Below are 19,619 nucleotides of genomic sequence, written 5' to 3' on the forward strand. Positions count from 1 at the left end.
GCAGTTTGGTGACAGTCGCCCAGCGAACAGCGACACTCGGGACCTCAACGACCAGGTCCAATGCGAAACTCCGCCAGGGATAGCATGATCCATCACGTGACGATTAAAATTGGAGGGGAAACCTCACTGAAAAGCCAGTTTTGAGTGACACGTCGGACGTCCGCAAGTGGGACCAAGCAGGCTGCCGTCAATCCTGAAGAATGGCCATCTTTTTGAGACAAATCCCAGTGGCCAAGTTGTGAGACAACTTCAGAATCCGCAGGTCGGAGAGTTGCTGCTGGCCATGACTTTTGAGACCCTACACGTCGACATCCATCTGTAGGGTCTCAGAAGTCGCGCTACTTCCCCTCCCGGAGGCCCGCGGAAGCCGCGGCGGCGAAACGCTCGGCGGTGGCGCGCAGTTCGCGGGCCAGTTCCGGTCCGTCGACGACATCGAAGTCGATGGTCAACGCACCGAGCAGGAAAGTCAGCGAACGCGCGTCCTCGGAGCCGATGTGTAGGAGGCAGCTGTGCTCGTCGACCGGCTCGAGGCTCCCGTAAGTCGCCGTGGCGCGCGCCGCGTCGGATTCGGCGGGGGCGTGCAGGCGCAGGGTGGCCCGGAACGGCCACCGCTGGGCGATGCCGCAGGCGACGAAGGCGGCGGCGTCGTCGCCCGGCAGTGCCCGGGGCGTGAAGCGCGGGCCCACCGGGGTTTTCAGCTCCATGCGATCCACCCGGAAGGTGCGCCAGTCCGCGCGGCCGCCGTCCCAGGCCACCAGATACCAGCGCCGGCCCCAGCTCACCAGTTGATGTCGCTCGACGGTCCGCGTCATATCCGATCCCGCGTACCGGAATCGCACCCGCTGCTGATCGCGACAGGCCGCCGCGATCGCGGTGAGGACATCGACCGCCACCGCGGGGGTGGTCTCCGGGGTCTGCACGGTGGCGATCTGCAAGGCGTTCAGGCGATTACGCAACCGCTCGGGCAGCACCTGCTCGAGTTTGACCAGCGCCCGCAGCGCGGTCTCGCCCTGCCCGGCGACACCGCTGCCGGTGGCGGTGCGCAGGGCGATGGCGATGGCCACCGCCTCCTCGTCGTCGAGCAGCAGCGGCGGCAGCTCCGCGCCCGCGCCGAGCCAGTAGCCGCCGGTAATGCCCTTGGCGGCCTGCACCGGATAGTCGAGGGCGCGCAGCTTGTCGATATCGCGCCGCACGGTGCGCGTGGTGATGTCCAGCCGGTCGGCCAGTTCCTGCCCCGACCATTCGCGGCGCATCTGCAACAGACCGAGCAATCGCAGCAGCCGGCCGGAGGCTTCCTTCATACCGAAAAGTGTGCCAGGACTATAGGACCGAAGGTGTCCTATAGTGCTTCTAGCGTAGATTTCATGAACAACGAGGCCATCACCCCCTTCCGCATCGACATCGCCCAGTCCGCACTGGACGACCTGGACAACCGGCTCGCCGGTGCGCGGTGGCCCGACGAGCTGCCCGGCGTCGGCTGGGAGTACGGGATTTCGCTGGAGTACATGCGGGAACTGGCCGAGTACTGGCGCACCGGTTACGACTGGCGCGTACAGGAGGCCGAGCTGAACAAGATGCCGCAGTTCACCACCGAAATCGACGGGCAGAACGTGCATTTCCTGCATGTCCGCTCGCCGCAGCCGGACGCGCTGCCGCTGCTCCTGACCCACGGCTGGCCGGGCTCGATCATCGAATTCCTCGATGTCATCGGCCCGCTCACCAATCCGGCCGCGCATGGCGGCGATCCGGCGCACGCCTTCCACCTGGTGATCCCGTCGCTTCCAGGCTTCGGCTTCTCCGGCCCCACCACGGAAACCGGTTGGAACACCGGCAGAGTCGCGGCGGCGTGGGCGGAGTTGATGCTGCGCTTGGGTTATGAGCGCTACGGCGTGCAGGGCGGCGATCTGGGCGCGTTCGTCTCGGCCGAGCTGGGCCGCATTGCCGCCGATCACGTTGTCGGAGTGCACCTGAACGCCGCCACCTTCGGATTCATCCCGTTCGGAAAGGTCTCCGACGAGGAACGCGCCACCCTCACCGAGTCCGAGCGGGCGCGGCTGGAGCGTCTCGCCGACTTCCTCGGCGACGACAACGGCTACTTCCAGATCCAGGCCACCCGACCGCAGACCATCTCCTACGCCCTGGTCGATTCTCCGACCGGCCAGCTGGCCTGGATCATGGAGAAGTTCAAGGCGTGGACCTTCCCGACAGCGGACCTGCCCGAGCAGGTCATCGACCGAGATCGGTTGCTCACCAACGTGATGCTGTACTGGCTCACCGGCACCGCGGGCTCGGCCGCGCGCATGTACTACGAGAACATGCACGTCCAGAACTGGCACGCGCAGCCGTCGCCCACGCCGATCGGCGTCGCGGTCTTCGCTCAGGATGTGGCGATCCGCCGCATCGGCGAGCAGCTCAACAATATCGTGCACTGGTCCGAGTTCGACCGCGGCGGCCACTTCGCCGCAATGGAGGTGCCGGAGCTGCTGACCGCCGATATCCGCCGCTCTTTCGCCGAACTGAAGTGATCCGCCATATCGTCCGGTCCAGGAAAGGGATTCACCATGACTCCGGTGCTCGACCGGCGAGCGCTCAACCGCGCCACCCTGGCCCGTCAGTCGCTGCTGAGCCGTAGCGAGATGACGGTCCTGCAGGCCGTGCAGCATCTGGTCGGCCTGCAAGCACAAACACCGCACAGCTGGTATCTCGGATTCTGGTCGCGGCTGGCCGATTTCACCCCGGAGCAGACGGCCGAGCCGCTCGCCGATCGTCGCCTGGTGCGAATCGCGTTGATGCGCTCGACGATTCACCTGGTGACTCCGGGCGACGCGGAGGTGCTGCGCCCGCTGATCCAGCCGGTGCTCGACCGCGACCTGTACCACAACCACACGCACGGCAAGCCCATCGCGAACATCGACATGGCCGCGCTGATCACGGTCGGAGCCGACCTGCTGTACGAAAAGCCGCGCACCAACAAGGAACTCGGCCTCCTGCTCGGCGAGCGCTGGCCCGAATGCACACCGGCCTCGCTCGTCTATGCCGTCCGCAACCAGGTGCCGCTGGTGCAGGTACCGCCCCGCGGAGTATGGGGACGCAGCGGGGCGATCGCGCACACCACGCTGCGGGCCTGGCGCGGTACCGGGCCGACCTCCACACTCTCGCTGGACGAGATGGTGCTGCGGTACCTGACGGCGTTCGGTCCGGCCACCGTCCAGGATGTCCAGACCTGGTCCGGCCTGACCCGGCTCCGCGAAGTGATCGACAGGCTGCGTCCACGGCTCACTACCTTCCGCGACGAGCGGGACCGCGAACTGTTCGACCTGCCCGACGCGCCGCGCCCGGACGCGGAAACCCCTGCGCCACCGCGATTTCTCTATGACTACGACAACCTGCTGCTGTCCCACGCCGACCGCAGCCGAGTGATCACCGACGACCACGCGAGGCTGAACTACCGCGCCCAGCGCCCCACACCGCAGCTCCTGTTGGTCGACGGTTTCACCGCCGCCGACTGGACCATAACCCGGGATGCCGACACCGCAACGATGACGATCCGCCCATTCCGCCGCCCGTTCGCTGCGAGCGACACTGCCACCATCACCGATGAGGCCACCCGACTGCTGGCGTTCACAGATCCGGCCGCAACGAGCCGCACCGTGGTCTTCGGCGACCCGATCTAGAAGGCCATGTGTTCACTGCGCCACAGACAGCCGAATTCGAGCTTCCGCGAATCGATCTCATCGATTCCGATCCTCTCGCGCGACCGGCTGACGTGGCCGCAGGGATGTTCGGAACCGGTACCCGCACCAGGCGCAAGCGGGCGTGACGACGGGGGCAGTTCCCGTCGTCACGCTCGCTCGATGTGGCTATCGTCGGCCCCGCACGATTCGTTGCTGAAAATTAGCGACAATCTTGGGGATTGGCGTGTACCCGCAGGTCAGGCTCAGAGAATTCGTTGAAAGTTGTCCTCCAGGACCAGGGTTCGCACTGCCGGATCCGCGATGGCGGCCTCGACGGTGTGCCGCGCGGCGACCACGTCGCCGTAGGGTGTGTTCGAACCGAACAGGCACTGATCGGGGACTTCCCGTGCGGCGGCGGCGACCGCGAACACCTGCAACGCGCTCGATAGATCGATGTGCAGGTTGGGCCGCTCGGCGGCCAGCTCCACCAGGTCCAGGGCGTGGAATCCGCCCAGGGCGCCGACGATCAGGGGAACGGACGGATAGCGGGCGGCCAGTGCCGCATAGGTGCGGAGATCGTCGAGGGTGTTGGGCGCGAAGCCGTGGACAAGTACGGGTATCCCGCCGTGGTCGGCGCTGACGGCCAGCACCGGTTCGATGCGCGCGGCCTGGCCGGGCGGCGGGGTGACCTCGCCGATACCCACGATGCCGGGGCGGGTCAGGTAGGGCTCGAACCATTCGCCGAGGTGTTCGGCGGGCAGCAGCGAGGGCAGGCTCGCGAAGGCGAGGGTGGTGTCGGGGTGTGCGTCCAGCGCGCGCAGCACCTCGTCCATGGCCGCCCGTACCTCGTCCGCCGCCGCGTCCGCACCGCCGATAACGGCTGTCAGCCTGGCGAATTCGGCCCGCACCTCGTCGAGCGTGCGGGCGCGTTCGGGGTGGACCCGGGTGGACAGCAGCACCGTGCGATCCACGCCGGCCTGCTTCGCGCGCGCCAGTTGTGCGGCTGGGTCGATGGTGATGTGGGCGTGGACATCGGTGACCATGGCGTTTCCTCCGGCGGGGAATGGGCGGCAGCGGCTCGACGCTAAACGTTGACACTGGGGTCAAGGTCAAGCCGGAGGACATGGATGCTGATCAGCGAGCTGTCGCAGCGCAGTGGGGTGAGCGCCCGCGCGCTGCGGCACTACGACCGCAGCGGCCTGCTGGAGGCCGGGCGGCGGTCCAATGGTTACCGGGACTTCCCGGAGTCGAGTGTCGAACGGGTGCGCCGGATTCGGGCGCTGCTCGAGGTGGGTCTCGATCTGTCGGGGGTCGCGGAGCTGCTGCCGTCCTTCGCCCCGGACGGACAGCTGGGCGGGTGTGAGCGGGCGCGGCACCGGCTGACCGATCGGATCGCGGATCTGGACCGGTCCCTGGTGGCCATCACGCGGGCGCGGGCCGCGCTGGCCGCGGAGGTCGCGCGGTGGGATCGGCCTGCTTTGCCCGATTGTCGGTGAGTGGGTGTGGGACCGGGGTTACGGTCGATCAATGAGCCGTAGTGGGAAAGGGCGCGGTCGTATCGCTCGGGTGGGGGCGGTGGCCGGGGCGATCGCGCTGGTGGTCGCGGGCTGTGGGAGCGGGGGGAACGGGTCGGCGCCGCAGGGGGCGGCGAGCTGGCCGCCGTCGAACGGGCGCGGGTCGTGCGCGGTCGACAAGCAGGAGAATGTTCCCGCGACCATGCGCGACGGCGTGGTGCTGAAAGCGGATGTGTATCGGCCCGAGTCGGCGGATCCGGTGCCGGTGATTCTGATGCGGACGCAGTATGGCAAGGCGACCGCGCAGGTCCAGCCGTTCCGCTACCAGACCCCGGACTGGTTCGCCTCGCACTGCTATCTGGTTGTGGTGCAGGATATTCGGGGTCAGGGGCAGTCGGGCGGCACGTTCACCGAGTTCGCGAATGACACCAACGACGGCTACGACTCGGTGGAGTGGGCCGCCACCCTGCCGGGTTCGAATGGCAAGGTCGGGATGTACGGTTCCTCGTATGTCGGTGCGACGCAATGGCTTGCGGCCGTCGGCGCGCCGCCGCATCTGACGACCATCGTGCCCGCCAATACCGCCTCGGACTATTACGACGGCTGGACCTATGAGGGCGGTGCGTTCCGGCTGGCGTTCGTGGAGCCGTGGGCCATGGAGACCATCGGCGCGAGCGCGGCCCTCAATCGCGGTGACACCGCTACCGCCAAACAGCTGGGGGCCGATGGCGCGGACTACACGCGCTGGCTGGGTTTCCGCCCGTATCAGCAGTTTCCGCCACTGCACCCGGGTGATCCGGTGGTCGCGCCGTGGTTCTACGACTGGATCTCGCATTCCACCCGCGACGACTATTGGAAGCAGTGGAGTATTCGCGATCGGTACGCGAACGTGAAGGTCCCGGTGCTGGATGTGGAGGGTTGGTACGACGCGTTTCTCGCGGGCGGGGTGCAGAATTTCTCCGGCATGGTCGCCGGTGGCGGCACACCGGAGGCCCGTGCGGGGCAGCGGCTGGTGCTGGGCCCGTGGGATCACGTCGGCTGGGGCCGTCCGGGCAGCAAGGTGGAGACCCCGATGCTGGCGGCGAGCGGTGCGGCCGGCGACAGTCCGATCAACGACCTCATGCTGGCCTGGTACGACCATTTCCTGAAGGGCAAGAACAACAAGGTGTCCGGGCAGCCGGTGGTCGACTACTTCCTGATGGGTGCGAACAGGTGGAAGTCGGCCTCGGCCTGGCCGCTGCCGGATACCCGATGGACCACCTATTACCTGTCCGGCAATGGCGGCAATGGGATTCAGGGCCGGGCCGGGCTGCTCACCACCGATGCCCCGCAGGACGCGCAGCAGCCGGATCGCTACGACTACGACCCGCTCAATCCGGTGCCCAGCGCGGGCGGGCACTCGTGCTGTGGCGCGTCGACGGGACCGCAGGGCCCGGTGGATCAGTTCGTGGTGGAGCAGCGTTCGGATGTGCTGACGTATACGACCGCGGCTATGTCTTCCGACACCGAACTCACCGGTCCGATTCGCGTGACGCTGTGGGCGTCCTCGACCGCGACGGATACCGATTTCACCGCGAAGCTGGTGGCGGTGGCCCCGGACGGCTCGACGGTGAATCTCAACAACGGGATCGTGCGCGCCGCGTTCCGCGATTCGCTCGATTATCCGTCGCCGATCGTGGCAGGTCAGCCGTATCGGTTCACGATCGATGTGTGGCCGACCAGCTATCTGGTCAAGGCCGGATCGGCGATCCGGGTGGAGGTGTCGAGCAGCGATTTTCCGCAGTTCGCCCCGAATCCGAATACCGGTGACCCGTTCGGGCAGAACACGAATACGCAGGTAGCGACCCAGACCGTGTATCACGACAAGGATCACCCGTCGGCGCTGGTGTTGCCGATCATTCCGGCGGGCGACGCGGGAAGTTCACGTTTCCCGCTGGCGCACTGACATATTCGCCCCCGATCATGACCGTGGCCGGGCTTCCCGTGGATTGTCCGCCCCGTGCGGGAAGCACCGGCCGCCTACAGACTAATCGCGATCGCGAAGACCCCGGCACGGCCGGACCGGGTTAGTGTCGCTGGGTGGCTTTCGAGGTGCGTGTCGATACCGCGGGTGCGATCGAGATCGTGAGAGCGGCAGCGGGGTTCGGCTGGCGCTGGGGCTCCGGCAATGTCTCCGAATTCGCCCGGCTGGTCGGATGGAGTAGTCCGCAGCCGGTGGGCACACTGCGTACCGGTCCGGTCTTCTCCCGGACCGGGCTGTCGGTGTGGTGGGACTCGGCCATGTTCTGGGGCAGCGACCGCGGCCTCGACCATGTGCGCGTGACCATCTCCGACTGCCCGGCCCCCGCGGAGTTCGGCGGCCGGGAACTCCTGGACGCGGCGCTGGCCCGCACGGCAGCGGTGTTCACCGAGCACTGGGGCGATCCGGAGAGCCCGGCCGTGGGCCCGGCCGAGGGTCCGGCCTGGCGTTTCCCGACCGTGTTCGCGGGTCTCACCATCGGTGTGGACACCGTCGATCTGCTGCTGGTGAACCCGACCGCACAGCGGTACTGGATGGAACGCCGGCACGAGACCGCCCGCCGCCGCGCCGCCGCGGGCGCCTGGACCCGCTTCGCCGAGAACCTGGCGGGCTTCGTGGAGACGCTGCCGGTGGACGCGCGCCTGCTGATCACCGCGCCCGGCAGCCGCTTCGTGCAGTTCGACGCCGGGCCGGAGCAGCTGACCGGCGAGCTGGCCCGCACCGAATTCATCGACCCCACCTGGTATTACGGCCCGGAGACCGAGCAGCGGCTGTTCGACCTGGGCTGGACGCCGCCGCGCGAGGCCAACTGGACGCGCACCCTGTCCCGGCGCGCGGGCGCCGTGGCCATGAGCGGGCTGGCGCTGCGCACCGCCGACACACTGCGCACCGTCGGTGTCACCGCGCCCACCGAGCTGGTGGCCGACGCCTGGGTGGAGGGCGGCGCGGATCTGGACGTGACGCCGCTGGGCGTCCCGCCGCATCCCACCTCCCGCAGCCAGCGCGCCGAATTCCTGCGCCGCCACGCCGTCTCCGACTTCGATGCCGGGCCGCTGCGGGTGGACGTGCCCGCCGGGGTCGAGATCGCGCGCGCGGCGCGGGACTTCGACTGGACCTGGACGCGCGCCGATCTGGACGGCTTCGCGGCCGTGGTGGGCTGGAAACCGGTGCACGACAGCGATACCGGCGAGCGCACGGTGTGGGCGGACACCGAATTGCGTGTGGACGATCCGCGCGCCCGCTTCTGCTTCGACGGTGACCGGCTGGAGTCGGTCTGTGTCACCCTCAGCGACAGCATCGAATCGTTCCTCTACGACGAGGGCCTGCCCGGTGAGGTGCGCGAGCAGCGCACCGCGGCCCAGGCCCGCGCGCTGGACGGCTTCCGCACCGAGTTCGGTGTGCCGCGCCATGCGGTGCTGGGCCAGGCGCACGGACCGGCCTGGCCCGGCGACCGGCTCACGGTGGGCCTGGTCACCGAGCCGGACACGGTGGAGCTGTATCTGGTGCGGCCGGGCGAACGCGACCGCCGCCTCATCATCGAGCAGCAGCGCGCCGCCTTCCGCGCCCACGATCGCGAATGGGCGCAGTGCTACGAGGAATTGGCCGCCCTGATCGCCGATCTCACCGAGTCCGGCCAGCTCACCGTGGACGCCGGCGAACCGCATCGCGCCCGGATCAATCTCGACCACGACCAGGACCAGGAGCTGTTGCGGCTGGAACTGGCCAGCGCGACCGCCCGCGAATTGTCCCCGCGCGTCCTGAAATTCATGCTGCGCGACGGCTGGCAGCATCCTGATCACCGATATCCGCTGTGGCACATCGATCTTCCGCTGCCCGCCCTGCCGCGGGACCTGCGCCGGCTTGCCCGGCTGGCGGTGCTGCCGCTGCGCACCCTGATGCCGCCGCAGGCCCGGTTGCGCGTGCTGCTGAACGGCGAGTATCAGGCGGTGCGCGCACCGTCGACGGGCGCGATCGGCGCGCAGGCGGCCGCGCCGGACGCCTAGAGTCGAGGCATGATCGACAGCGAGGACATGCGCGTCACCCGGGCCGCCTACGACCAGGTGGCGGAGCTGTACGCCAAGCTCTTCCACCGCCAGCTGCACACCAATATCTTCGACCGATCGATGCTGGACGCCTTCGCGGAAGCGGTGCGGGAGAACGGGAATGGTGCGGTGGCCGATATCGGTTGCGGGCCGGGGCGGGTCACCTCGTATCTGGCGGCGGCGGGGCTGGAGATGTCCGGGGTGGATCTGTCGCCGGAGATGATCCGCCTGGCCCGGGAGGAGTACCCGGACATTCCGTTCGAGGTCGGTCCCATGGAGCAACTCCGGTATGGCGACGCCGCCCTGGCCGGGCTGGTGGCCTGGTACTCGATCATTCACATTCCGCCGCACCGCGTTCCGGCGGTGCTGACCGAGTTCGCGCGGGTGGTGCGGCCCGGCGGGCACGCCGTGTTCGGCTTCCAGGCTGCCGACGAGCCCACGGGCGTGCGGGATTACGCGCACAAGGTCGCCCCCGCCTACCGGTGGGCGCCGGGCACCTTCGCGGAAGCGCTGGCCGCCCATGGTTTCCGGGCCACCGCCACGCTGTCGCGGGAGGCCCGCCCGGACGAGTACACCCCGCACGCCACCGTGCTGGCGGTCAGGGCCTGAGAGCGCCGGTGGTCAGGGCCGGATCGGTTCCGGTTCCCGTGCCGCACGCTCGTCGAATTCGGTTCGGGCGGCAGTGATTTCCTCGGCGTGCTGCAGCGCCCACTGTCCGGATGGCTCCCAGTCGGAGACGGTATCCATGAGGTACCTCGGGATCAAAAGAGTGCCTTCTTCCCCCGAGATACTATGCGGCGCAGGATCGAGATCATGAAAGCGATCAGTCAGCGCACCCTCGGTGGACCGGACGTTCTGGAGACGGTGGAGGTCGATGTTCCGCGACCCGGCACCGGCGAGGTGCTGGTGCGGGTGGCCGCCACCTCGATCAATGCCGCCGATTGGAAACTCCGCTCGGGCGCGGTCACCAAACTGGGCCCGCCGCCGTTCACGCTGGGCTTCGACCTGTCGGGTGTCGTCACCGCGGTCGGCGCGGAGGTGACCGAATTCCGGCCGGGTGACGAGGTTTTCGGGAATGTGCTCAGCCGTTCCGGCGCGTACGCCGACTATGCGGTGACCCCGGCGCAGTTCCTCGCCCACCGGCCCGCCGGGCTCGACCACATCCATGCCGCCGCGCTGCCGACGGCGGTGCTCACCGCGTGGCAAGCGTTCACCGATGTCCAACCGGGACAACGGGTGCTGGTGCACGCGGCGGCGGGCGGCGTGGGGCATCTGGCGGTGCAGATCGCCAAGGCGCGCGGTGCGTACGTGATCGGCACCGCCCGTGCGGCCAATCACGACTTCCTGCGCGGCCTCGGCGTCGACGAGCTGATCGATTACACGGCAACCGATTTCACCATCGCCGTCAGCGCTGTGGACATCGTGTTCGACCTGGTCGGCGGCGACTATGCGGCCAGCTCGCTGCGGGTGCTCACCCCGCACGGCCGGATGATCGACGCCCAGGGCGAGGAGCCGCTCGACGATCCCCGCTACCACCGCCTCTGGTTCACCCCGTCCGGCGCGGACCTGCGCGCGGTCGCGGACCTGGTGGCGGCCGGGCAGCTGCGCGCCGAGATCGATCGGGTGATGTCCCTGGCCGATGCCGCCGAGGCGCACAAGCTCAGCGAATCCGGCCGGGTGCGCGGCAAGATCGTCCTGACCGCCTGGCACGACTGATCCGGCTTTCCGGCCATCGGGATACTTGATGCACGGGCCGCTCCCGGCGCATACCGTCGCGGAGAGACCACGTTGATCAGGGAGTAACGGTGACGGACTGGAACGAAGAAGTCGATGTCCTGGTGGCAGGGTCGGGCGGCGGCCTGGCCGGGGCCTATACGGCGGCGCGTGAGGGGCTGACGGTGGCGGTGGTGGAGGCCACCGACAAGTTCGGCGGTACCACCTCGTTCTCGGGCGGCGGCGGGGTCTGGTTCCCGTGCAATCCGGTGCTGCAGCGGGCGGGCGTGGACGACACCATCGAGGACGCGCTGACCTACTTCCGGTCCGTGGTCGGTGACCGTACCCCGGCCGAGCTGCAGGAGACCTACGTCCGCAATGGCGCCAAGGTCATCGAATACCTGGAGCAGGACGAGGCTTTCGAATTCCAGATGTTCCCGTGGCCGGACTATTTCGGCAAGGCGCCCAAGGCGCGGCTGGACGGCAAGCGGCACATCATCCCCGCGCCGCTGCGGGCCGCGAAGCTGGGCGAGCTGAGCGACTCGGTGCGCGGGCCGCTCGGCACCGATCGCCACGGCGACCCGCAGCCCGACTACCTGATCGGCGGGCGGGCCCTCGTCGGCCGGTTCCTGCTGGGGCTGTCCAAGTACCCCAACGCCAAGCTGTACCTGAACTCCCCGCTGGTCGAGCTGGTGACCGAGGACGGCGCGGTGGTCGGGGCGATCGTCGAGCGCGACGGTGAGCGGGTGGCCATCCGGGCCCGCAAGGGCGTGCTGCTGGCCGCCGGCGGTTTCGAGGGCAACGACGAACTGCGGCAGCGCTACGGCGTGCCGGGCGTGGCCCGGGACACCATGGGGCCGTGGGGGAATCAGGGCCGGGCGCACGAGGCGGGCATCGCGGTGGGCGCCGACACCGACCTGATGGATCAGGCGTGGTGGTCGCCGGGCCTGGTTCACCCGGACGGGCGCGCGGCCTTCGCGCTGTGGTTCACCGGCGGCATCTTCGTCAACCAGGCCGGTGAGCGCTTCGTCAACGAGTCCGCGCCCTACGACCGGCTCGGCCGTGACATCATCGAGCATCTGAACGACGGCTCGGCGACGCTTCCGTTCTGGATGGTCTACGACGACACCGAGGGCGTCGTGCCGCCCATCAAGGCCAGCAATGTGCCGATGGTCGACGCGGAGCGTTATGTCGAGGCGGGCCTGTGGAAGACCGCCGACACCCTCGAGGGCCTGGCCGCCGAAATCGGCGTTCCCGCCGAGGCACTGGTGGCGACCGTGGCCCGCTTCAACGAATTCGCGGCCCAGGGCGTGGATCCGGACTTCGGCCGCGGCGACGAGGCCTACGACCGCGCCTTCTCCAATGGCGAGCCCCCGCTCACCCCGATCGTGAAGGGCCCGTTCCACGCGGCCGCCTTCGGCATCTCCGATCTGGGCACCAAGGGCGGGCTGCGCACCGACACCGCCGCCCGCGTGCTGAACACCGACGGCGAGGCGATCCCGGGACTGTACGCCGCGGGCAACACCATGGCGGCCGTGAGCGGCACCGTCTACCCCGGCGGCGGCAATCCGATCGGCGCGTCGGTGCTGTTCAGCCACCTGGCGGCACTCGACATGAGCGGCCGCTAGCCGCTCCCGGCGCCCCGCCCGGAGCGAAGCGGAGGGCAAATTGAACACAGAATGTGATGCGATGGGCGCATGACGCGAGCGGGATACGACGTGATCGTGGTGGGCGGCGGCCACAACGGCCTGGTGGCCGCCGCCTACCTGGCCCGGGCCGGGCGTTCGGTGCTGGTGCTGGAACGCCAGGCCCACACCGGTGGCGCGGCCGTGTCCGAGCGGGTGTTCCCGGGCTTCGACGCTCGACTGTCGCGCTACTCGTACCTGGTGAGCCTGCTGCCCGAGCGCATCGTGCGGGACCTGGACCTCAGCTTCGAGACCCGCAAGCGGCGCATCTCGTCGTACACGCCGATCGGTGGCACCGGGCTGCTGGTGGACAACGGTTCCGAGGCCGCCACCCGCGCCAGCTTCGCGCAGGTCACCGGATCGGAGCGGGATTACGAGGCCTGGCAGCGCTTCTACGCCATGATGGGACACCTCGCCGAGCGCGTCTTCCCGACCCTGACCCACCCGCTGCCCACCCGTGCCGAATTGCAGCGCACGGTGGACGATTCCACGGCCTGGGAGACGATTTTCGAACGGCCCCTGGGGGAATCGGTGGAGGCCGCCTTCGCCGACGACACCGTGCGCGGCGTGGTGCTCACCGACGCGCTGATCGGCACCTTCACCCACGCCCACGATCCGGCGCTGCGGCAGAACCGCTGCTTCCTCTACCACGTGATCGGCGGTGGCACCGGCGACTGGAATGTGCCCGTCGGCGGCATGGGCGCGCTCACCGACGCGCTCGCCGGCGCGGCCCGCACGGCCGGGGCCGAGCTGAGCACCGGATGCACCGTCACCGGCATCGAACCCTACGGCGACACCGCCGACGTGCACTACCTGCACGGTGATCACCGGCACGTGGCCAGCGCGCGGCACGTGCTGGTGAACGCCGCGCCCTACGTGCTGGCGGGACTGCTGGGCGAGTCGGCCGAGAAACCCGAGGGCGCGCAACTGAAGATCAACATGCTGCTGCGGCGACTACCGAAACTCCGTGACCCGCAGGTGGATCCGCGCACCGCCTTCGCCGGCACCTTCCACATCGCCGAATCGGCCGGTCAGCTCGAGCGCGCCTACCGGGAGGCGGCGGCGGGCACACTGCCCTCGGCCCCGCCCTCGGAGATCTACTGCCACACCCTGACCGACCCGTCGATCCTCGCGCCGGAGCTGAACGAGCGCGGCTTCCACACCCTCACCCTGTTCGGGTTGCACACGCCCGCACGACTTTTCGCCGACGATCCGCGCGGCACGAAGGAGCGGCTGGTGGATGCCACACTGGCGCAACTGGATTCGGTGCTGGCCGAACCGATCCGCGACTGTCTCGCCCTGGACGGCGAGGGCAACCCGTGCCTGGAGGCCCGCACCCCGGTCGAACTCGAACGCGAGATCAGCATGCCCGGCGGCCATATCTTCCACGCGGACTTGTCCTTTCCCTACCGCGCCGACGATGCCGACGACAGCCCCGCCGCCCGGTGGGGCGTCGCGACCGGGCACCGCAATGTCCTGCTGTGCGGCGCGGGTGCGGTGCGCGGCGGCGGCGTCAGCGGCATCGGCGGCCACAATGCCGCCATGGCCGTCCTCGAAGCGGGCTGAGCGAATCCGCGTGCGGGGCTGAGCGACCGGAATCGGCGCTCAGTCCAGTTCGCCGTGCTCCGCGTCCCAGCGGGCGCGGGCCACGGCCACCGCGTCCATGTGCGCGCGGGACCCGTCGGCCAGGTAGAAGGCGACCCCGGCCAGGCTCTCACCCATCTCGGTGAGCCGGTACTCCACCTGCGGCGGAATGGTCGGGTAGGCCGTGCGCTCCAGGAAACCGTCGCGCAGCAGCCTTTTCGTGGTGAGCGTCAGCATGCGTTGCGAGATACCGGGCACCGCGCGCTGCAGCTCGCCGAACCGGCGCACGCCCTTGCGCAGTTCGACCAGCACCTGCACGGTCCATTTGTCGCCGATCCGGTCCAGGGTGTCGCGGATGCCGCAGTGGTCATCGCCACACGGCCCGGCGGGAACAGCGGCTGCGGCCTGGTCGGTAACAGCGGTGTTCGTGACTGACACCGAAGTGCCTTCTTCCCAGGTCGCCGCCGTCGTCGGAAGCTCGGTCAGGTCGTGGTCCACGACCTTCGCAACGCAAGGAGTAGCGCAATGATTCTCGTGACCGGCGTTTCCGGCGCTCTGGGCGGACTGGTACTGGCGGGCCTGCGGGCCCGGCCGGATCTGGAGGTGGTGGCGGGTACCAGCTCCAAAGCCCCGCAGCACAGCGACAACACCGCCCGGCGCATCGATTTCGACGATCCCGCATCCCTGACCGCCGGCTTCGACGGCGTGGACACGCTGGTGTTCATCTCCGCCGGATACGCCGAGGACGATGTGGTGACGGCCCGCCACGGCGCGGTGGTGGCCGCCGCGACGGCCGCCGGGGTGCGGCACGTCATCTACACCAGCCTCTCGGCGTCGGCAGGGCACACCACCATCGCCGTCCCGCACCTGTGGACCGAGAAGCAGCTGGCCGCAGCGCCTTTCGACGTAACCGTGCTGCGCAACGGGTTCTACAGCGAGGTGCCGGTGGGCCTGGCGGCCGGGGCGGCCGAATCCGCCGCCGCCACCGGGGTTTTCGCCGCACCGTTCGGCGCCGGCCGCATCTCCGGGGTATCGCGGGAGGATCTGGCCGAGGTCGCGGTGCGGGTGGCCGCCGAGGTCGAGCGCGACCTGCGCGCCGGAGCGTCCACCGCGCACGCCGGTCGCACCTACGAGCTCGAGGGTGTGACCTCGGTCAGCGGCGTGGAGATCGCCGGGCTGCTGAGCGAATCCCTCGGCCGCCCGGTCGAATACCGGGACGTGCCGCTCACCGAGCTGCGCGACAGCCTGCTCGGCGGGGGCCTCGAACCATATCGGATCGGGCACACGGTGTCGCTGTTCGCCAACCTGAAGGCGGGCTTCCTGCACGCCGCCCACAGCGATCTGCCCGCCCTGCTGTCCGGCGCACCGCGCCCGATCCGCGCCGAGATCGCGGCCGCGGTCAGCGGGCCGGGAGCAGCTGGGTGACGAGCCACAGGCGACGCGGCAGCTCGCCCTCCTCGAAGGAATGCCGCTCGCGCAGCTCCCATCCGGCGGCGAGGGTCTCGACGAGTTCCGCGGAGAAGAAGTGCACGGCGAAGCCGCCGTGCTCGTAGATGTCGTCGCCGAGGGATTTGCCGCTGCCGAAGTGGGCGTCGTCGGTATTGCGGACGGTGTAGACGAAGGCGCCACCGGGTTTGAGGACGCGGCGGATCTCGGCGACCAGGTCGCGGATCTCCTGGGTGCTGAGGTCCATGCACAGCAGCATGTGCGCGTACACCGCGTCCACGCTGCGGTAGGGCAGCGGAATCGGCTGGCGGACATCGTGTTCCAGGGTGCGGACCCGCTCGCCCGCGCCTTCGGCGTACGCCCGCTCCCGTAATTGCGCCAGCGCGACGGCACTGAAATCGGTGGCGGTCACCCGAAAACCCTGGCGCGCCAGGTGGAGTGCGTCCCGGCCGTGGCCCGCGCCCAGTTCCAGCACGTCGCGGGCCCCGCGCTCGCGGAACAGGCGCGCCGCGTACACGGCGGCCTCCGACGGCTCGTCGCCGTACATCTCCGGATGCGTGCGGTAGGTGCGCTGCCAGTGTTCGTGCTGGTCGCTCATGCCCCCAATCATGTCCGACCGGCGGCGGCTAGGAGGTGCGACGGCCGTCCGCGCCGTGCTGGCCCATGATGTCGGAGCAGCAGCGGATGAAATACCGCATGACCGGATCGGTCTCGGAGGCGTCCGGCCACACCACCGCCACCCGGGTGGGGCCGATGCCGTGCACGGGCCGGAACACCACGCCCGGGTACTCGGTGCGGGCGGTGGAGGCGGGCGTGAAGCTCACGCCGAAGCCATTGGCGATGGCGCGCAGCCATTCCTCGGTATTGCGGGCGATGGCCCCGATGATGGCGGTGTCCGCGGGCCGCGAGTCCAGGCCCATCCAATAGTCGCGCCACCAGCCGGTTTCCGCGGGCGAGGCGACATACGGCTCGTCCCACAGCTCCCGGAAGGCGATGTCGTCGCGCTGGGCCAGCGGATGGTCCTCGGGCAGCGCGATCCAGCGCGGTTCGGCGAACAGCTCCCGCAGGTGGTATTCGTCCTGGCCCGGAAAGGGCAGGCGCAGCAGGGCGACATCGACGTCGCCCTCGTCCAGCCCGGCGGTCGGGTCGGTCCAGCCGCCCTGGTGCAGATCGACCTGCCAGTCCGGGTGCAGCCGGTGGAAAACCCGGATGATCTCCGGAATGTGGCTGTCGGCAGCGCTGTTCACGCAGCCCAGCCGCAGCACCCGGGAGGCGCGGCTGGCATCGCTCTTGGTGTCGCGCAGGATCCGGTCCCAGGACGCCAGCAGCGCCGGCACCTGCTCGGCGAGCACCTTGCCGGCCGCGGTGAGGGTCCAGCCCGCGCGGGAACGGATGAACAGCTCCACACCCAGCTGCTGTTCCAGCTGTTTGATCTGGGTCGCCAGCGCGGGCTGCGCGACATGTAGTCGCTGCGCCGCCCGCGGCAGGTTCTCCGCGTCCGCGACTGCCAGGAAGTAGCGCAGCAGTCGCGTATCGATATCCATGCCACCAGGTTAGGAAGAGGGCAACCGGTAGGCATACCCCATGGCTTGGAAGCCGGGATTCGGGCGGGATGCTATCGGCAGTTCCGCTCCAGAGCGGGGATGCATGGGTGTGAGATGGCTCGCGTCCGGCGGATCCGGGCCCGCCGCGCGCTAGATTTTGATTGCTACAAAGTTGCTCACCTATGGAGGCGAGACCTACGAGTCTGACGCGGCACCACCCACAGCACCGGCGTGCGGCGCGCGGCCGGCGCGCGCTGTCGCGCAGCCTCTACGGGGCCACCCGCAAGGCCGCCGGATCCATGGATCGCTGGCTGCGGCAGGTCGGCCCCGGCGCGGTCGCCCCGGCGGAGCAGGCCCCGCCACCGGAGGAACCACCCATCTCCGCCGATCTGCTGGATCTGTTGCGGCACATGGGCGTAGCCCTCATCCGCTCGGGCGAGACCACCGGCCGGGTAAAGGACATCCTCGACGAACTGGCACGCCGCTACGATGCCACCGAGGTGCACTTCTTCGTGCTGCCCACGGGAGTGTTCGTGCGCGTACAGGATTCGCGCGGATCGGCGATGGACCTGCTGGAGGCCGACTCCGACACCCTGCGCCTGGATCAGATCGCCGCGCTCTACGAACTCATCGACCGGATCACCAGCGAACTGCCACCGCCGGCCGAGGCCACCGCGGCACTCGAGGACATCCTCGCCTCGCCGCAGCCGACACCGGTGTGGCGCTTGCTGACCGGCAATGTGGTGCTCACCGTGGGGCTCGGCCTGATGCTCAACCCCACTTCCACCGCCCTGCTCGGCTACATCGTGCTCGGGCTGGCGGTGCAGCTGCTGATCATGGCGGCCGACCGGTTCCGGCTGCTGTACACCAGCCTGCCGGTGCTCGCCGGGGCGGTGGTCACCCTGCTGTCGTTCGGTTTTCCCAACGCGCTCGGTGGCGGCAATCCCTCCCAGCTGCTGATCCCCGCGGTGTCGAGTCTGCTGCCGGGCGCCATGCTCACCAACGGGTCCATCGAGCTGGCCACCGGATCCATGATCGCGGGCGCCAGCCGCACCATCTACGGCTTCAACAAGCTGGTGCTGCTGGCCTTCGGGGTGCTGGTGGGGCTGCAACTGCTGGGCACGCTGCCCACGGTGTCACCGCAGGCCGGACACGGATTGGGCTGGTGGACACCGATACTCGGGGTGCTGCTGATCGGACTGGGCCACAGCCGGCGGGCCAGTGCCCCGCCGAGATCCCTGGGCTGGCTGCTGATCGTGCTGTACGCGGCGTTCTGCGGGCAGCAACTGGGCACCCAGCTCGGCGGCGGGCTGCTCGGCTCGTTCCTCGGCGGCATGGTGGCGGTGCCGGTGGCATATTTGGTGCAGCGCTTCAAGGATGCCCCGCCGACACAGGTGGTGTTCCTGCCCGCCTTCTGGATGCTGGTGCCCGGCGGCATGAGCCTGAGCGGGATCTCCGCACTGGTCACCGAGAACGACCCCAACGGGCTGCACATCCTGGTCACCGCGGTGCTCACCGTGCTCGCCATCGCGCTGGGCGTGCTGGTCGGCTCGGGCCTGGTGACCTCGACCCGGGAGCCGCGGCTCCAGGGCATGGTCGAGGACTGGCTGGGACCCGGAACCGAAACTCAGCGCACCACCGGCAGTTCCGAGCCCGGATCGGCCAGCCAGAGCAGCCAGTGCGGCGCGAGCAGGGCGGCGAACTCGTCGTAGCCGGTCGCGCCCGGATGGAAGCCGTCGCCGGCCGCGATATCGCGCATCCAGATCTGGTTCTCGCGCAACGGCTGATGCGCCCGCAGGTAGCGCACCTCGGCCTCCTCGCACAGGTCGGCGAAGCGGGCGTCCAGCACCAGCAGCCGGGCATTGTGCTCGTCGTCGACATTCGGCGGCGGCGCGACCACCATTGTCTGCCAGCCCTTTTCCCGTGCCCGGCGCAGGATGTCGGCCAGATTGCGCTCCGACTCACCGGGGTCGACCCGGGGACGGCCGTCCTCGAGCTGGGTGTCGTTGACACCGGTGGAGATCACCACCCGGCAGTCCGCACCCGCGGGTAGCCGGGGCGTGCACTCGGCCTCCCAGCGGGCCCGCAGCTCGGTGCTGTTCTCCCGCCGGATGCCGAGGTTGTAGTAGGTCAGCGGCTGTCCGGCCGCCGTGGCCCGGGCCGCCAGCCGGCCCGCCCAGCCCAGGCATCGCTGATCACCGACTCCCGCGACGAAGGACTCACCGACGAAACAGACACGGAGATCGAGCACCACGGCCCGATCCTCGCACGCCCGTTCGGCCCGTGCCCAAAGCTCGGATCAAGCCGGAAAAACCGATCCCGCGAACGGGCGCTGCGGACGCCCCGGACCGGGCTAGTCGGTACCGGCCAGCGGGCACGGGTTACGGTTACCGGCGT

The 19,619-nt window shown here is 69.3% G+C and carries 18 protein-coding genes; 11 read left to right on the top strand and 7 right to left on the bottom strand.

Going from position 1 to position 19,619, the window contains the following annotated elements; translation table 11 throughout:
- Positions 1-338: 338 nt before the first annotated feature.
- Entirely contained in the window at positions 339-1,301 is a 963-nt protein-coding gene (locus tag ACFXHE_RS18015) for a helix-turn-helix transcriptional regulator (RefSeq protein ID WP_379384345.1), read from the bottom strand.
- A 63-nt stretch (positions 1,302-1,364) separates the two neighbouring features.
- On the opposite strand from ACFXHE_RS18015, the gene ACFXHE_RS18020 reads away from it, so the two are divergent.
- Together ACFXHE_RS18020 and ACFXHE_RS18025 are read left to right on the top strand one after the other, a co-directional pair.
- Positions 1,365-2,525: an epoxide hydrolase family protein gene (locus ACFXHE_RS18020; RefSeq protein ID WP_379384347.1), complete on the top strand. Its 1,161-nt coding sequence runs from the start codon at positions 1,365-1,367 to the stop codon at positions 2,523-2,525.
- Between the two features lie 36 nt (positions 2,526-2,561).
- Positions 2,562-3,674, top strand: a complete 1,113-nt coding sequence (locus ACFXHE_RS18025) for a winged helix DNA-binding domain-containing protein (RefSeq protein ID WP_379384349.1) — start codon at positions 2,562-2,564, stop codon at positions 3,672-3,674.
- Between the two features lie 263 nt (positions 3,675-3,937).
- Here the strand turns inward: ACFXHE_RS18025 and ACFXHE_RS18030 are convergent, their stop codons facing one another.
- Positions 3,938-4,717: an amidohydrolase family protein gene (locus ACFXHE_RS18030; RefSeq protein WP_379384351.1), complete on the bottom strand. Its 780-nt coding sequence runs from the start codon at positions 4,715-4,717 to the stop codon at positions 3,938-3,940.
- An 84-nt stretch (positions 4,718-4,801) separates the two neighbouring features.
- On the opposite strand from ACFXHE_RS18030, the gene ACFXHE_RS18035 reads away from it, so the two are divergent.
- From ACFXHE_RS18035 to ACFXHE_RS18050, 4 genes are all read left to right on the top strand, one after another.
- Positions 4,802-5,170: a MerR family transcriptional regulator gene (locus tag ACFXHE_RS18035; RefSeq protein ID WP_379384353.1), complete on the top strand. Its 369-nt coding sequence runs from the start codon at positions 4,802-4,804 to the stop codon at positions 5,168-5,170.
- Positions 5,171-5,201: 31 nt separating this feature from the next.
- The gene (locus tag ACFXHE_RS18040; RefSeq protein WP_379384355.1) at positions 5,202-7,133 is read left to right on the top strand and encodes a CocE/NonD family hydrolase; all 1,932 of its coding nucleotides are present in this window, start codon (positions 5,202-5,204) and stop codon (positions 7,131-7,133) included.
- Between the two features lie 134 nt (positions 7,134-7,267).
- Positions 7,268-9,211: a DUF6301 family protein gene (locus ACFXHE_RS18045; RefSeq protein ID WP_379384357.1), complete on the top strand. Its 1,944-nt coding sequence runs from the start codon at positions 7,268-7,270 to the stop codon at positions 9,209-9,211.
- Between the two features lie 9 nt (positions 9,212-9,220).
- Positions 9,221-9,859 (top strand): class I SAM-dependent DNA methyltransferase, encoded by a 639-nt coding sequence (locus ACFXHE_RS18050; protein ID WP_379384359.1) that lies wholly within the window; start codon positions 9,221-9,223, stop codon positions 9,857-9,859.
- Positions 9,860-9,871: 12 nt separating this feature from the next.
- On the opposite strand, the gene ACFXHE_RS18055 is transcribed toward ACFXHE_RS18050, so the two are convergent.
- The gene (locus tag ACFXHE_RS18055; protein WP_379384361.1) at positions 9,872-9,997 is read right to left on the bottom strand and encodes a hypothetical protein; all 126 of its coding nucleotides are present in this window, start codon (positions 9,995-9,997) and stop codon (positions 9,872-9,874) included.
- 66 nt (positions 9,998-10,063) lie between these two features.
- On the opposite strand from ACFXHE_RS18055, the gene ACFXHE_RS18060 reads away from it, so the two are divergent.
- The 3 genes from ACFXHE_RS18060 to ACFXHE_RS18070 all read left to right on the top strand — a co-directional run bounded on the left by ACFXHE_RS18060 (position 10,064) and on the right by ACFXHE_RS18070 (position 14,214).
- Positions 10,064-10,966: an NADP-dependent oxidoreductase gene (locus ACFXHE_RS18060; protein WP_379384362.1), complete on the top strand. Its 903-nt coding sequence runs from the start codon at positions 10,064-10,066 to the stop codon at positions 10,964-10,966.
- Between the two features lie 89 nt (positions 10,967-11,055).
- Positions 11,056-12,591, top strand: a complete 1,536-nt coding sequence (locus ACFXHE_RS18065; RefSeq protein ID WP_379384364.1) for an FAD-binding protein — start codon at positions 11,056-11,058, stop codon at positions 12,589-12,591.
- Positions 12,592-12,660: 69 nt separating this feature from the next.
- The gene (locus ACFXHE_RS18070) at positions 12,661-14,214 is read left to right on the top strand and encodes a phytoene desaturase family protein (protein ID WP_379384366.1); all 1,554 of its coding nucleotides are present in this window, start codon (positions 12,661-12,663) and stop codon (positions 14,212-14,214) included.
- A 39-nt stretch (positions 14,215-14,253) separates the two neighbouring features.
- On the opposite strand, the gene ACFXHE_RS18075 is transcribed toward ACFXHE_RS18070, so the two are convergent.
- A complete protein-coding gene (locus ACFXHE_RS18075; protein ID WP_379384367.1) occupies positions 14,254-14,670 on the bottom strand; it encodes a winged helix-turn-helix transcriptional regulator in 417 nt (138 codons plus the stop codon).
- A gap of 87 nt (positions 14,671-14,757) precedes the next feature.
- Between ACFXHE_RS18075 and ACFXHE_RS18080 the strand changes: the two genes are divergently transcribed.
- Positions 14,758-15,657, top strand: a complete 900-nt coding sequence (locus ACFXHE_RS18080) for an NmrA family NAD(P)-binding protein (protein ID WP_379384369.1) — start codon at positions 14,758-14,760, stop codon at positions 15,655-15,657.
- Here ACFXHE_RS18080 and ACFXHE_RS18085 read toward each other — a convergent pair.
- Together ACFXHE_RS18085 and ACFXHE_RS18090 are read right to left on the bottom strand one after the other, a co-directional pair.
- Complete coding sequence (locus ACFXHE_RS18085) at positions 15,632-16,276, bottom strand: class I SAM-dependent methyltransferase (RefSeq protein WP_379384371.1); 645 nt, start codon at positions 16,274-16,276, stop codon at positions 15,632-15,634. The two genes, ACFXHE_RS18080 and ACFXHE_RS18085, sit on opposite strands and share 26 nt — an antisense overlap.
- Before the next feature lie 28 nt (positions 16,277-16,304).
- Positions 16,305-17,222, bottom strand: a complete 918-nt coding sequence (locus ACFXHE_RS18090) for a LysR family transcriptional regulator (RefSeq protein ID WP_379384373.1) — start codon at positions 17,220-17,222, stop codon at positions 16,305-16,307.
- Between the two features lie 182 nt (positions 17,223-17,404).
- Between ACFXHE_RS18090 and ACFXHE_RS18095 the strand changes: the two genes are divergently transcribed.
- Complete coding sequence (locus ACFXHE_RS18095) at positions 17,405-18,934, top strand: threonine/serine exporter ThrE family protein (RefSeq protein WP_379384375.1); 1,530 nt, start codon at positions 17,405-17,407, stop codon at positions 18,932-18,934.
- Here the strand turns inward: ACFXHE_RS18095 and ACFXHE_RS18100 are convergent.
- Entirely contained in the window at positions 18,850-19,476 is a 627-nt protein-coding gene (locus tag ACFXHE_RS18100) for a GDSL-type esterase/lipase family protein (protein ID WP_379384376.1), read from the bottom strand. The two genes, ACFXHE_RS18095 and ACFXHE_RS18100, sit on opposite strands and share 85 nt — an antisense overlap.
- Positions 19,477-19,619: the final 143 nt, after the last annotated feature.

It is taken from the genome of Nocardia sp. NPDC059229, from assembly GCF_042754165.1.
GTDB lineage: Bacteria > Actinomycetota > Actinomycetes > Mycobacteriales > Mycobacteriaceae > Nocardia.